Annotated in this window: 13 protein-coding genes; 1 reads left to right on the top strand and 12 read right to left on the bottom strand. The window is 38.1% G+C overall.

All coding sequences use genetic code 11. The annotated features are described in order from the left end of the window. Nucleotides 1-198: 198 nt before the first annotated feature. The 12 genes from queA to IQ282_RS00705 all read right to left on the bottom strand — a co-directional run bounded on the left by queA (nucleotide 199) and on the right by IQ282_RS00705 (nucleotide 12,511). A complete protein-coding gene (queA, locus tag IQ282_RS00760) occupies nucleotides 199-1,251 on the bottom strand; it encodes a tRNA preQ1(34) S-adenosylmethionine ribosyltransferase-isomerase QueA (RefSeq protein WP_194850035.1) in 1,053 nt (350 codons plus the stop codon). 66 nt (nucleotides 1,252-1,317) lie between these two features. Further along, nucleotides 1,318-2,562, bottom strand: coding sequence for a 3-phosphoshikimate 1-carboxyvinyltransferase (locus IQ282_RS00755; RefSeq protein ID WP_194850034.1), 1,245 nt, complete (start codon nucleotides 2,560-2,562; stop codon nucleotides 1,318-1,320). 5 nt (nucleotides 2,563-2,567) lie between these two features. Beyond that, nucleotides 2,568-2,894: a nucleotide pyrophosphohydrolase gene (locus tag IQ282_RS00750; protein WP_194850033.1), complete on the bottom strand. Its 327-nt coding sequence runs from the start codon at nucleotides 2,892-2,894 to the stop codon at nucleotides 2,568-2,570. A 136-nt stretch (nucleotides 2,895-3,030) separates the two neighbouring features. Continuing rightward, on the bottom strand, nucleotides 3,031-5,640 hold the full coding sequence (locus IQ282_RS00745; RefSeq protein ID WP_194850032.1) for a carboxypeptidase-like regulatory domain-containing protein: 2,610 nt from the start codon (nucleotides 5,638-5,640) through the stop codon (nucleotides 3,031-3,033). A gap of 84 nt (nucleotides 5,641-5,724) precedes the next feature. Beyond that, nucleotides 5,725-6,429, bottom strand: coding sequence for a GLPGLI family protein (locus tag IQ282_RS00740; protein ID WP_194850031.1), 705 nt, complete (start codon nucleotides 6,427-6,429; stop codon nucleotides 5,725-5,727). Nucleotides 6,430-6,445: 16 nt separating this feature from the next. Beyond that, on the bottom strand, nucleotides 6,446-6,700 hold the full coding sequence (locus tag IQ282_RS00735) for a hypothetical protein (protein ID WP_194850030.1): 255 nt from the start codon (nucleotides 6,698-6,700) through the stop codon (nucleotides 6,446-6,448). A gap of 97 nt (nucleotides 6,701-6,797) precedes the next feature. Further along, nucleotides 6,798-7,289 carry a D-aminoacyl-tRNA deacylase gene (gene dtd / locus IQ282_RS00730; RefSeq protein WP_194850029.1) on the bottom strand — a complete coding sequence of 164 codons (492 nt, stop codon included), beginning with the start codon at nucleotides 7,287-7,289 and terminating at the stop codon, nucleotides 6,798-6,800. After that, nucleotides 7,286-8,290 (bottom strand): ribosome small subunit-dependent GTPase A, encoded by a 1,005-nt coding sequence (gene rsgA, locus IQ282_RS00725; protein ID WP_194850028.1) that lies wholly within the window; start codon nucleotides 8,288-8,290, stop codon nucleotides 7,286-7,288. The genes dtd and rsgA overlap by 4 nt, the downstream gene beginning before the upstream one ends. 319 nt (nucleotides 8,291-8,609) lie before the next feature. Next, the gene (locus tag IQ282_RS00720) at nucleotides 8,610-9,692 is read right to left on the bottom strand and encodes a bifunctional 3-deoxy-7-phosphoheptulonate synthase/chorismate mutase type II (RefSeq protein WP_194850027.1); all 1,083 of its coding nucleotides are present in this window, start codon (nucleotides 9,690-9,692) and stop codon (nucleotides 8,610-8,612) included. After that, on the bottom strand, nucleotides 9,682-10,542 hold the full coding sequence (locus IQ282_RS00715) for a prephenate dehydrogenase (protein ID WP_194850026.1): 861 nt from the start codon (nucleotides 10,540-10,542) through the stop codon (nucleotides 9,682-9,684). Before IQ282_RS00715 ends, IQ282_RS00720 begins: the two co-directional genes overlap by 11 nt. Further along, a complete protein-coding gene (locus IQ282_RS00710; RefSeq protein ID WP_194850025.1) occupies nucleotides 10,539-11,702 on the bottom strand; it encodes a pyridoxal phosphate-dependent aminotransferase in 1,164 nt (387 codons plus the stop codon). Before IQ282_RS00710 ends, IQ282_RS00715 begins: the two co-directional genes overlap by 4 nt. Beyond that, nucleotides 11,699-12,511, bottom strand: coding sequence for a prephenate dehydratase (locus IQ282_RS00705; protein ID WP_194850024.1), 813 nt, complete (start codon nucleotides 12,509-12,511; stop codon nucleotides 11,699-11,701). Before IQ282_RS00705 ends, IQ282_RS00710 begins: the two co-directional genes overlap by 4 nt. 275 nt (nucleotides 12,512-12,786) lie before the next feature. On the opposite strand from IQ282_RS00705, the gene gldA reads away from it, so the two are divergent. Next, entirely contained in the window at nucleotides 12,787-13,689 is a 903-nt protein-coding gene (gene gldA / locus IQ282_RS00700; protein WP_194850023.1) for a gliding motility-associated ABC transporter ATP-binding subunit GldA, read from the top strand. The last annotated feature ends 5 nt before the right edge of the window (nucleotides 13,690-13,694 follow it).

The following is a 13,694-nucleotide window of genomic DNA, read 5'->3' as shown; positions in this document are numbered from 1 at the left end:
TCGACCACTTGAAGCTTGAAAGAAAGCGAGTAGTCTTTTTGGGTACGCTTCACGTAACCCCTGTTTATAGGTGTTTCCATTACACTAAGGTTTTTGTGTATCGCTATTTCAGAACGGGACACAACAAGCATTGAAAAAGCCCTTAACTTTTAATAAGTTAAGGGCTTTTATCTATTTAAATAAGTTCTAACAACCTAATTAATCGATGATCAACATGGCATCGCCATAAGTGCTGAATCGGTATTTTTCTTTCATAGCTACATCATAAGCTTTTTTCAGAAAGTCATATCCTGCAAAAGCTGCTGCTTGCATCATCAAAGTAGATTTAGGATGATGGAAATTTGTGATCATACTATTTGCAATGGAGAAATCATATTCTGGGAAAATGAATTTATTAGTCCACCCTTCATAAGTGTTCAAATGACCATTGCTACTAACGGCGCTTTCTAGCGATCTCATAGTAGTGGTTCCCACGGCACAAATGTTACGTCTTTTATCAATGGCATCATTAACGATGTCACAAGTTTCTTGTGTGATAAAAGCTTGTTCGCTATCCATTTTATGTTTGGAAAGATCTTCTACCTCAACTGGTGAAAAAGTGCCCAGTCCTATATGCATGGTAACGCTAGTCATCACGATACCTTTAATTTCCATGCGCTTCAACAAATGCTTAGAGAAGTGAAGTCCTGCAACTGGTGCAGCAACTGCTCCTTCATTTTTTGCATAGATGGTCTGATAACGCTCCTCATCTTCTGGCTCAACCTCACGTTCCAGTTCTTTAGGAAGCGGAGTTTCACCCAAGTCTCTCAATTTTTTGCGGAATTCCTCATAGGTTCCATCATATAAGAAACGAAGTGTACGCCCTCTTGAAGTAGTATTATCGATAACCTCAGCAACTAGACTTTCATCCTCACCGAAGTAAAGTTTATTTCCAATCCTTATTTTTCTTGCAGGATCTACAAGAACGTCCCACAATTTTGTAGTAGGATTCAATTCTCTTAAAAGAAATACCTCGATACGCGCGCCTGTTTTTTCCTTGTTACCATAGAGGCGTGCAGGAAAAACCTTTGTATCATTCATCACAAAGACATCTTTCTCATTGAAATAGTCCATGATATCTTTAAACATCTTATGCTCGATCTCGCCCGTTTTCTTGTGCAGTACCATTAGGCGTGATTCGTCTCTATTCTCGACAGGATGCTTTGCTATAAGCTCTTCTGGGAGCTTATACCCAAATTGTGATAACTTCATAAATAGGTTTAGTTATAATTTGCAAATATACGATCCTGCAATAGGCGTTGTCAAGTAAAATGACACTTAAATTTCTGTTATATCGACCTTTACAGCTTTTAAATCGTTATAATAATCTCCATAACTTTTTGTGACCACATCTGCATCGTTGATAATCAAGTTGGTTTTCATGCATAATGGTGCAAATGCCAGCGCCATGCGGTGATCATTATACGTATTGATTGCAACTTTCCGATTGAATATTCCATCCTCTTTAAATTGAATGGAAATACTATTATTTGTGGAGACAATCTCGCTTTCGCGAAAGCGTGATCCCTCAACCTCCATTGCTTCAATCCGGTCTGTTTCTTTTATTCGTAAGGTATGCAAGCCCGTCAACTGCAAATCTATGCCTAATCCTATACAGGTTGCAAAAATCGTTTGCGCCTGGTCCGGTTGCTCTGTTAAGTCGAATTCTAAATTTGTGGGTTGCTTAAAACCCTTCTTTTTAATTAGTGTAATTGAGCCTTTCCCATATACAGTTTCAACCCCTAGATTCTCGTAAATTCTAGCCAACCCAGAATCGCCTTGAATACTAATTTTTTTGTAGGAAGTTAATTCCATGGAATATCCTTGTTCTTGTAAGGCCACCCAACTGTACCAGTAGCCTGCACTACTCCAGTCAGATTCTACCGTGATTTCCTGATCTTCAATTTGTTTTTGCGGCTTAATTTTAATAGAAGTTTCTTCAAAAAGAACGTCCAAACCTATATCCGTTAACAAACTGGTGGTCATTTCTAGGTAAGGGCGCGAGGTCAGTTTTCCAGAAATGTTCAATTGCAATCCATTCGTCAATTGGCTTCCTATCAATAATAACGCACTCAAATATTGACTGGAAACCGCAGCATCCATCGTTACCTCTCCGCCTTCCAGCTTTTTACCAGTAATGCGCAACGGCGGGTAACCTTCTTTGCCTGTATATTCAATTTGCGCTCCTAAGTGTCGCAATGCATCCACTAATATACTTATGGGTCGCTCCTTCATGCGGTTGCTACCGGTTAAAGTCACGTTTCTATCGGGTTGATTTGCGAGGTAGGCTGTTAAAAAGCGCATGGCAGTTCCCGCATGACCTATATCTAGAACGTCCTCATTACTTTCTAAAGCATGTTGAAGATGAACCGTATCATCACTATTTGATAGGTTATTGATTTTAAGATTAAAAAATTGTTGCTGCAGGATCAGCAGCCTGTTGCTCTCGCTTTTAGAACCAGTGATTTTAATTTTAATGACATCAACTGTAGGGTTACTAGGTGCTTTTAATCTTAATTTCATTACGGTTATTTGAGCTTGTCATTATTATGATGACGGTCGTGATCTCTTTCCGTTTTCAGATCTAGCTTTTTATTAAAAGCTGCTTCTAAATCGGTTCCCGTTTGATTTGCGAGACACAAGACCACAAACATGACATCTGCTAGTTCTTCTCCCAGATCTTTATTCTTATCGCTTTCCTTTTCACTTTGCTCTCCATAACGACGCGCGATAATGCGAGCAACCTCACCTACCTCCTCGGTAAGTTGCGCCATATTAGTTAATTCGTTGAAATAACGGACACCGTGGTTTTTGATCCAGATATCGACTTGTTCTTGGGATTGTTTGATGCTCATTAGTCAGTTGTTTTCCTATTCTACAAAGTTATGTCAATCATAAGAAAATCGATCACATTGACTGAATAGCTTGCCCAACTAGACATAAGTCAAGATAATTATTTTCGCTTTAGCGAAAACGATAAAACAGGTAAAACTACAGCGTATAACTTATTCCCAACGAGGCTCTAAATGGCAGGATAAATGTGTTTTTCTGGCTTATGATAAAATCTGAAACACTTGAATCGCTGCGAGAATCTACATCAAAAATATTCCTGAGGTTCATATTAAAAATCCAAGAACTACCCGATGGTTTGTATTCTCCAGAGATGTCCAATAGTCCAAATTGCCGACTATCACCAGTTGTATTGTTTTTAAAATAGGTCTGTGAGAAATCTGAACTCAAGATCCAGTTATCAGATATATCATGGCTCAAATTAATGGCCAGACTCGTGTTCGTAAATCTATTGTTATTAAAACCATCATAGTTATTAAACTGCTGTCGAAAAGATGCGTTGACGTTCAAAAGATTTTTATAGGATGAAATGGCACTAATGCGATAACCATAACCTACTACTTTTAAATCAACAATCTCATTGTTGATTACATCGCTACTGGAAGAAATCCTATAATTGGGATTTAGACCAAATCGCCAGTTGCGCTCCAGATGCAAATAGGATGCATTGAAACCTAAATTGCTATTAGGTTCTCTCAAAAATATATAGGTTGTTATCTGGTCAATATCCTCAAATTCCCTTGAAGCTCTTATCGCTCCATTACTGGAATTTAAACTTATTGATCCATTGAATAAATATCCTAGACTGCGTGCTCCTGTACTGTAATACAATCTTGCATTGTGTATATATTTTTCATCAAGATTAGGATTTCCTCTAAAAATACTATTATAACCTGTTAACCTAAATCTATTAGCTAATGCAACACTGTTAGGCAGAGAAACAGAAGTGTTATAGTCTAAACTAATTTTCTGAGTACCCAATAATGATAAACTGTAATCGATTGCCGGAAGAAATTTTAAGGTCTTAGTACTTATTGTTGGATTTTCAAAATTACGGGATGTGTAGTCGTATTGATTAACCATAAAACCGAAAGTAAGATTATGAACCTCATTCTTAAAGGTATGATCTAATCCAGCACCATATGTGGTGAGCCTGTATTTTAGATCGTTATTAAAACCATCATCTTTAAATGAAATTCCTCTTCCAGATCTTAGTAATTCCTGATCCAGTGTTTGATAATTATCACTATTATGCTCTATGTTGATCCTAGGGTTAAGTTGACTCCTGCGACCATAATTCCAGAAATAATCAAGGGTAGAAGCAATGGTCACATTTTCAGAATCCCGATTTTGATCCACTAGTAAATCGTTGGGATCTCCAGTAAAGTTTAGAATTTCAGAAAAAACCGGCTGGTTAAAGTTATAAATGGACGAATCGTCATTATTGCTGGTTTTAAGTTTTGTCTCCCATGTTATATATGATTTTTCTGACCATTGGGCGTTGTGGATTGCATTGAACTCTAAGGAATAATCAACCAGATCACTGGTACGATTAGTAAATCTATTATCCCGATTTGTAGTAACGGATGACAGCTCATCATTTGAGTCAGAAAATGCGGTACGCAGCAATCCTGTAAAGTCCCAATAGTTTTTTAGAGTTTTGCGGTACTGCCATTTAAGTTTGGTCAATCCCAATAAGGCATCAACGCCACTATTTGTCTCTAGATTTTCTTCAAGTTCTTGCTGCGGATAAAATCGGTTTGATGTGGAATTAAAACGGGATCTATCGTCCAACCATACGGAATAAGCACTTAAGGTAGAGCGTGGGGTGATCTCACTGACTGCATTAAACGCACCTACGATATTCCTATTTTCAATAAAGTCATCCCTATTCAAGTAATTACCAAAACTTGAATTTTGCAACGCAAAATAAGCCTTGGCATCTGTCAATAACAATGAAGATCCACCCTCAAAATCAATATAATCCTGTAAGGTAAAAATACGCTGGCCGTCATTACTTGCTCCTGATATAAAATTGACACCCAGCTTTTTTGAATAGTAAAATAAATTCGCATGTGCGGTATAAATGTTTTCGTAACCACCACCAGCGCCTATCTCGCCAAAGAAGAAATTTTGCTTGTCTTCTTTCAGTTTAATATTTAGAGCAATTTGCTCGCTATCCCGCAAATTTTTCATAAACGGAATAGGATCATAATTCTGGATGATCTCAATCTCATCGATGACATCACTGGGGATATTATTTACACCCAACTTTTCGTCGCCAGAAAAGAAAATTTTCCCATCTACCATTAAAGTAGTCACATCTTTACCATTGACTTGAACATTGCCGCGACCGTCAACTTCAATACCAGGGATCTTTTCAAGAATATCTCTTGCTTTGCGTTCATTTCCAGTTAAGAAATATTCCACGCGATAAGCTGTAGTATCACCTTTTTGAAGAACTGGCGCACGAGCTTTAACTAGGATGCTATCTAAAGACTCTTTACTTTTTTCTAATATGTAATTTTTGATGCTGTCCTTTGAAAAATTGACCGTATCACTTAAGGTCACATATCCTAATGACCTTATGGTAACTTCATAATCCATGGACGTTATAAGCTGCAACTGGTACTTACCATCCAGGTCTGCACTTGTAAATTTAAAATCTTTCGCGTCTATTGCTTTGGCAATGATTGTTGCGGTGGCTAACACTTCGCCTTCATTAGAATTGATTACACCTGATTGTTTCACGATTTTTTGACCACAACAAAAAAATACCAGCAATAATGCTGGTATAGTTATTAGAAATCTAAAGTTTATCCTTGTCAACTAGTATTAATTTTTTGCTCTATTTCTTCTTTTCTCCATTCTTTTACTTGCTTCTAAGTTAGAAGCGGTAAATGAAATCCTATCTAATTTAGGAATAGTAATATCACAATCTTTTATTTGTTTGACTGACTGTGCTACAAATTCCCATTGTTGATTATTATAGTAAAGTACTAAACCTGGTAAGTTGTTAGCGTCCATGAAACCAGAGTCAATTGGAACATCTGGAGTAAACCATACTTCTAACTCTCTGTTAAGTTTAGGATCAGAATGAAATTTGAGAAATTTGGTTGCTTTAAAGCAGGTATAACCCGCTATTATTTTAGGCTCACTTTCTATCTTCCACTCATTTTTATTGTAATCAGCTATTATTATTCTTTTGTATCTTCTATCAATAAGTCCAGATTCATTTTTTGTGGTTAACCAATTACTTGTGTCGATCATAGCTTTAGCAAGTGGTTTATTCTCTATGGAAGCGCTTTGATTAGGAATTATTGAGAAATAAGATTGATTGTTACAAACGTTCAGCACCCCAACACTGCTATTAAGCATATCTACTGAGGGGTCAATGAATTCTTTTCTCATTTTAATAGATTCTGCGCTATCAGATTTATCTTTTTTTGATAATTGAAAATTGACAGAATATTGAACTTCAAGCTGCCCATAGCTCAACCAGCAGAATAACATTAGAGAAAATGTAGTAATCAATCTCATAGACTTATTTTTATCTTTAATTTTCTGAAATTGTTACTGTAACTGGATTTAATAGCTGACTATTTGCAGCACTACAATTATAAAATACATCATCCCATATTGCATCAAAATAAATTGGATGAAGAAAATAAGAATGTTCCTCTGTCGATTTCACTGCCGCATTCGCTTTAGCAAAACAATCAACATCTCCCTCTAAGGTTTGAATGTTTTCATTGACTGCAAAACTCATCATACCAATGCCCAAACAGCCTAATAATAAAACTCTCTTCATAATAAATTGATTTTAGTGAGGCATAAAGAAAGTAAAGTAAAGTAAACAAGTTTTTCAATGAAAAATTGAAAACAAATTATTTGACGCATAGTTTTAATCAACTTTTACTATCTAAAATTATCGTCACAGGTCCATCATTAATAAGGCTCACTTGCATATCTGCACCAAAAATTCCTGTCTGGATTTGTTTATGTCGCTTTCGTGCTTCGACTCCGCTCTGCATAAACTTCTGCGTTGCAAAGCTCCTTGACAGCGAACTCACAAAAGCCTCATATAACGGCTCTGCAACTTCTGGTCTTGCAGCGTCCATATAACTGGGCCGGTTACCTTTTTTAGTTTGTGCATAAAGTGTGAATTGCGAGATGACTAAAATGTCACCATCAACATCTTCTACACTTAAATTCATGGTTCCCCCTGCATCTGGAAAAATGCGAAGCCCACATATTTTACGGACTAAATGATCAATGTCAGCCTGTGTATCGTCATGTGTTATTCCTAGCAATACGAGAAGGCCACCTTCAATCGCACCATTTATTTTCCCGTCTACTGCAACACTGGCACTTAATACCCGCTGGATGACTGCTCTCATGTCACGGCATGTTTATCCTGACGGTAGTTGTCCTCGTCACCTTTGACAATTTGAACGTAACTCTCATAACGACTCAAAAATATTTTTTCATTCTCAACGGCCATTTTAACGGCACATTTAGGCTCTTCTAGATGAAGGCAATTATGAAATTTACAATCTTGTTGAAATTCTGCAATTTCAGGGAAATAACCACCTATTTCTTCTTTCTCCATATCCACCACACCAAACCCCTTGATTCCTGGCGTGTCTATCAATCGAGCTCCAAAATCCAAATCAAACATCTGCGCAAACGTGGTGGTGTGCTGCCCTTGACTGTGCTGATCTGAAATCTTTTTTGTCTTTAAATCAAGTCCTGGTTGTACCGCATTTGCCAGCGTGCTTTTGCCAGCACCGCTATGACCGGCAAACATGATCGTTTTGCCCAACATCTTTTCCTTAACCTTATCAACATTCCTCCCGGTTTCAGCACTTATGGCCATGCATTCATAACCTATGGATTTATAAAGACTCATTAAGTAACGCACTTGATCCAGCTCTGTCATGGTCAATAGTTCCTCGCCAGTTTCAGGATCAATACTCACCTGATCCTGATCGTCATTGTAGGTGTCGATTTTATTAAAAACCAAAACTGCGGGAATATGATAAGCCTCTGCAGTCACTAAAACCCTATCAATAAACGAGGTAAATGTAGGCGGGTTGTTAAGCGTTATGAGCAAAAAAACCTGATCTACATTAGCCGCAATAATATGGGTTTGCTTAGAGAGATTAACAGATTTACGCACGATGTAATTCTCGCGCTCGTGAATCACATTAATAATTCCTATCTCCTCATCACCTTTCTTCTCAATTTCAAAATCCACCTTATCGCCCACAGCAACTGGATTTGTACTCTTTATACCGCTCAGGCGAAATTTCCCCTTAATTCTACAAGAGTAAAAAGCATTATCAATTCCCTTGACTTCGTACCAACTTCCGGTAGATCTGTAAACAATTCCAGTCATTTATGTAGTTGTGGTGTTTTCCATAAAACAAAATTAAGGTATTTGGGATTGTTAGAAATTGTTGAAAGCTGAATCTAGAATTGAACTCGTGTGCGCAAAAACAATTCATTCAATTTAGCTCTACACAACTGTTCTCGACTGCGCTCGAACTGACATTAAAGATCTAGTTATCTGCTTACATCTTAAAACGTTGCGTGGCCTAAAGCAGGATAATTATTTAAATTACCGACTTGAATTAAGCATACAACACGGTAAAACACAAAGCCCTTTTTGGTCGGTCGTTAGTCGTAATTAAGCGCAGCGGTCGATTGTCAAAACTTTACCCATTCACAATCTTCTCCTGATGGTTAATGGATTCCTGGTGAATTGCTTTAAACACTCTCAAAATAAACTCCTCGCTCAAATTATACTGCTCACCCTCTAGAATCATTTTTCCTAATATCTCATTCCATCGTTTGGATTGTAATACGGCAACATTTCTGGTTTTCTTTAAGGCTCCTATGGAGTCGGCAGCTCTCATGCGTTTGCCCATCGTTTCAATAATAGAATTATCTATAATATCAATTTGTGCGCGCAACTGGCTTAATTTAGACTGGAATCCGGCCTCGTCATCGTGCTCTTTTCTGATACGTAGGTCTAGAAAAATCTGCATTAATGCCTCTGGAGTAACTTGTTGTGCTGCATCACTCCATGCATTGTCTGGATCATAATGGGTTTCAATCATTAGTCCATCATAATTTAAGTCCAGTGCGGTTTGTGAAACTTCTAGAATCATATCACGCTTTCCTGTAATATGCGATGGATCACAAATAAGTGGAATATCTGGATATTTTGTTTGGAAGTCTACAGCAATCTGCCATTCTGGGTTATTGCGATATTTTGACTTATCATAGGTGGAAAAACCTCTATGGATAACCCCTAAATTTTTAATATCCGCGGTATGAAGTCTCTCAACGGCACCTATCCACAAGGCAAGATCTGGATTCACAGGATTTTTTACTAAAACCACTTTATCAGTTCCTTTTAGTGCATCTGCAATTTCTTGCACGATAAATGGACTTACGGTAGATCGCGCTCCTATCCACAACAAATCGATATCGTGTTCTAGCGCTAGGTCAACGTGTGCCTTGTTTGCGACCTCAGTTGCGGTTAGCAATCCTGTTTCCTGTTTTGCTTTTTGTAACCATTTTAAACCTATCGCTCCCACGCCTTCAAAATTTCCCGGACGTGTTCTAGGTTTCCAGATTCCCGCTCGCAAATAGGTGGTATCACTATCTTTCAATTCTTGCGCAATACGCAATACCTGCTCTTCAGTTTCTGCGCTACATGGTCCTGCTATTACTAAAGGATGCTCGAGTTTATGGGCGTCCAACCAATTTCTAAATTCTTTTTTATTTTCCATTTTCTATACCTTTTAATATCGTTTTAATCTTATTTGTTTGTTCCATATCTTCAAATATGGCTTTATGATCGTCATTTTTTACGCTTTCGCGAAAGCGGGTTAAATTCAAAATATAGCCATCAAGGCTGTCCAGAACATGCTTCTTATTTTGTGCAAAAATGGGCGCCCACATCGCTGGCGAACTTTTAGCAAGTCGCACCGTGCTTTCAAAACCACTTCCCGCTAAATCAAAAATATCGCGTTCATTCTCTTCCTCTTGGATTACTGTTTTGCCTAGCATAAAGCTGGAAATATGTGAAAGATGTGATACGTATGCAATATGTCTATCGTGCGCTGCCGGTGTCATGTACCGCACCCGCATTCCTAAAAAGTCAAAAATTTCTCTTGCGCTTTCCTGTAAAATAAATGCCGTCTTTTCCACCTCGCAAACAATCATTGTTTTATGCTGAAAAAGATTTTTAATCGCTGCATCCGGACCAGAAAACTCAGTACCTGCAATAGGATGTGCCGCTAGAAATTGGCGTCTGTTCTTATGCTCTGAAACGCAGTCGCAGATCGCTTCTTTAGTAGAACCTACGTCAATCACTAAAGCATGATTCCTTATTAAATCAAGGACTCGCGGTAAAATAGTTAAAGTCGCATCAACAGGAGTAGAAATAAAGATTAAGTCAGCATTTTTAACATCTTGCAGCAAAGCTATTTCATCTATAATTCCGTTCTCTAAAGCTTTATTGCAATGTTCATCATTCTGGTCAATCCCGTAAAATCGAGACCCTTTAAAACGTTCCTTAAGATCCAGCAACATCGATCCTCCTATCAACCCTGTTCCTATGAGATATATGTTTTTCATACCGCAGCTTCTTTAGAAACCCTATCTAACATTGTTGCTAAATCATCTTCTTTGACACATAGAGAAAACCTTACATATCCCTTTCCGTTTTTCCCAAAAACACTTCCCGGCGCAATAAATATGTGGTGTTTATGAAGTAGTTGATCTACGAACGTTTTATCATCCACATCGATATCCGGGATTTTGCACCATACAAATAGTCCTCCCAATTGGTTGTGCGGTTTTAAACCTAATGCAGTTGCTACTTGCTTGATCAGTTTCCTGCGATTCTCATAGGTTTTATCTTGATTTAAAAGCCAACTCTCTGGCGTTTTCAGCGCAGCAATCGCACCTTTTTGAACGCCATAAAACATCCCACTATCCATGTTAGTCTTCACTTTGAGAACTTCTTTCAAAACACTGGCGTTTCCAGTTAACATTCCCACACGCCACCCAGCCATATTGAATGTTTTACTTATAGAGTTTAATTCCATAACACAATCACGAGAGCCTTCCACCTGGTGAATACTTAGTTTTTCTTTATTTCCCAAACAACTATAGGGGTTATCATTAATCAATAAAATGTTGTGCCTTTTTGCAAAAGATACCAGTTTTTCAAAAAGCTCCATACTTGCTGGGGCACCGGTAGGCATATTGGGGTAATTTGTCCACATTAACTTTACTTTAGATAAATCTGACTTCTCTAGGGCTTCAAAATCAGGCATCCACTCATTTGCTGCAGTTAAATTATAAGCAACAGGATGTGCCTCACAAAGTAAGGTTGCGCTTGCATAAGCAGGGTATCCAGGATCTGGAATCAGAACATGATCACCTGCATTCAAGAAAGCTAACGAGATATGTAAAATGCCTTCTTTACTTCCCATTAGCGGGATTATTTCAGTTTCAGGGTCCAAAGTTACCCTGTAATGTGAATTATAAAATTCAGTCATACTTTGTCGCAATTCAGGCAGTCCCATATAACTTTGGTAAGCATGAGCTTGTGGATCCTGAAGTGCAGCGATAAGTGCTGGAACTACATGATCTGGAGGCAATAAATCTGGACTGCCTATTCCCGCATTTATTATAGGCTTTCCTTGTTGTGTCAAGTTGCGGACTTCTCGCAGCTTCGTGGCAAAATAGTATTCGGGAACGCTCTTTAGACGGTTAGCTGTTTCTATCATAATGTAGCGCGTTTATATAATCCTAGAACATTAAGTTCCATGATGTAAGGTTGTATTTGTTGTTTTGCAGCACTCCATTGATCTAAATCATCAAATTCTAAATCAGCCACAAAGGAGTAGAGAAAAGGTTTTTCTATAATTGGAATCGATAGGATTTTGGAAAGATTGATGCGTTGTGCACTTATTATTGTCAGAATTCTTGCAAGTGCACCGGCTTCATGGCTGCTTACAAAATTGATGGTCGCTTTATTAGCATGCTCTGTGTTTTGTTGATTTCTTTCAACAACAACAAAACGAGTGACATTATTTTCAACTTCTTGAATATCAGTAGCGATAATTTCTAAATCATAAATTTGTGCCGCTTTGCTAGATGCTATTGCCGCAACTCCTCTCTTGTTATCGCGAGAAATACGCAAAGCAGATGCGGCGGTGTCATCGGTTTCTACCAGTTTGATTTCTGGATAATCCCTGAAATAGGATTTGCATTGCAGCAGCGCCATTGGGTGGGAGTGTACCTCAAGGATATCTTCCAGTTTTTGGCCTTTTAAAGCCATCAATTGATGCTTAATAGCCAGGTAATATTCTGCGGTAATGTGCAGGCTGTCTTTTCTAATCAGCGCATAATTATTCAAAATACTGCCCGCGATTGAATTTCCCAGCGCCATCACGCCCTTATCCACATCGCCGTTTGCAACGGCAAGACTCAACTGGTCAAAGGAATTACATTCCAGCAACCCAACTTCTCCATACAGTCGGTGCGCCACCTGGTGGTGGTACGAGCCTCTAACGCCTTGTATTGCAATTTTCATTTTATGGAATAAAAAAAGTCCTGAAATATTCAGGACTTTATTGTGATATATAAGTATTAACCTATTTCAATAGAGTCCGCTCTTCTATAAAATAGAAGTAATATCCAGACCAGAAATAAGTATTTGTATTCATAACAAGCGGCTAAAGTATAATACTTTGAGGAAAAGTCATTACAAAAAAATGATATTTAAATAAAAAACTGATCATATTATTGTTATCTGGGAATAGTTCGCTTTCGCGAAAGCGAATTCATCACAATTCCTATATTTACATTATGTCCATAGAAGTATCTAACATCACAAAAATATACGGCAGCCAAAAGGCGCTTGATAATATCTCGTTTTCTATAAAAACCGGCGACATTGTGGGCTTTTTGGGGCCAAATGGTGCGGGAAAATCCACCATGATGAGAATTTTAACCACTTATTTAAATGCTAATGAAGGCAGTGCAACGGTAAATGGACACGATGTAAAAACAGAAGCTAGAGCTGTTCAAAGTTCTGTAGGGTACTTGCCAGAAAATAATCCGCTATATCCAGATATGTATGTAAAGGAATATTTAGGATTTAGTGCCAGTATTTATAAAATTAAAAATGCGCAAGATCGCATAGAGGAAGTTATCATCGAGACCGGTCTTGAATCCCATAAAAACAAAAAAATACAAGAACTTTCCAAAGGATTTAAACAACGTGTAGGTCTTGCAAATGCATTGCTTCACCAACCGAAGGTCCTAATTTTAGACGAACCTACAACCGGTCTGGATCCTAACCAGCTCGTAGAAATTCGCAGTTTAATACGCGAGGTTGCTAAAAACACCACCATTCTACTTTCCACACACATCATGCAGGAAGTAGAGGCCATGTGTGACCGTGTCATCATTATCAATAAAGGCCAGATAGTAGCAGACGATTACCTGAAAAACCTTAAAAGTGACGAGATTCAAGTCATCGATGTAGAATTTGATTATCGCGTGGAACCTGAATTATTGCAACGTATCCCACTCGTGCGCGAGGTAAAAGAACTACACGGCTTCAATTACAGACTAAGGTTTGAAACAAAAGTTGATCAACGCGCTGGCGTATTTGACTTTGCACACGATAATAAATTGAAGATTTTGTCCCTGAATAAAAGGAATAAGAATCTTGAAGCGATGTTTCAGGAGTTGACTGGGGAGTAGATTTG

The sequence above is a fragment of the Nonlabens antarcticus genome (genome assembly GCF_015356755.1).
Taxonomy (GTDB): Bacteria; Bacteroidota; Bacteroidia; order Flavobacteriales; family Flavobacteriaceae; genus Nonlabens; species Nonlabens antarcticus.
Note: the sequence above shows the minus strand (reverse complement) of the source record. Positions and strands in the feature narration are given on the sequence as shown.

Bases quoted from the DNA above. Each gene is read 5' to 3' on its own strand.
- gldA (WP_194850023.1), top strand. From the start codon at position 12,787: ATGTCCATAGAAGTATCTAACATCACAAAAATATACGGCAGCCAAAAG.
- IQ282_RS00750 (WP_194850033.1), bottom strand. From the start codon at position 2,894: ATGAGCATCAAACAATCCCAAGAACAAGTCGATATCTGGATCAAAAAC.
- dtd (WP_194850029.1), bottom strand. From the start codon at position 7,289: ATGAGAGCAGTCATCCAGCGGGTATTAAGTGCCAGTGTTGCAGTAGAC.
- IQ282_RS00710 (WP_194850025.1), bottom strand. From the start codon at position 11,702: ATGATAGAAACAGCTAACCGTCTAAAGAGCGTTCCCGAATACTATTTT.
- IQ282_RS00715 (WP_194850026.1), bottom strand. From the start codon at position 10,542: ATGAAAAACATATATCTCATAGGAACAGGGTTGATAGGAGGATCGATG.
- IQ282_RS00705 (WP_194850024.1), bottom strand. From the start codon at position 12,511: ATGAAAATTGCAATACAAGGCGTTAGAGGCTCGTACCACCACCAGGTG.
- IQ282_RS00735 (WP_194850030.1), bottom strand. From the start codon at position 6,700: ATGAAGAGAGTTTTATTATTAGGCTGTTTGGGCATTGGTATGATGAGT.
- IQ282_RS00755 (WP_194850034.1), bottom strand. From the start codon at position 2,562: ATGAAATTAAGATTAAAAGCACCTAGTAACCCTACAGTTGATGTCATT.
- queA (WP_194850035.1), bottom strand. From the start codon at position 1,251: ATGAAGTTATCACAATTTGGGTATAAGCTCCCAGAAGAGCTTATAGCA.
- IQ282_RS00720 (WP_194850027.1), bottom strand. From the start codon at position 9,692: ATGGAAAATAAAAAAGAATTTAGAAATTGGTTGGACGCCCATAAACTC.
- IQ282_RS00740 (WP_194850031.1), bottom strand. From the start codon at position 6,429: ATGAGATTGATTACTACATTTTCTCTAATGTTATTCTGCTGGTTGAGC.
- rsgA (WP_194850028.1), bottom strand. From the start codon at position 8,290: ATGACTGGAATTGTTTACAGATCTACCGGAAGTTGGTACGAAGTCAAG.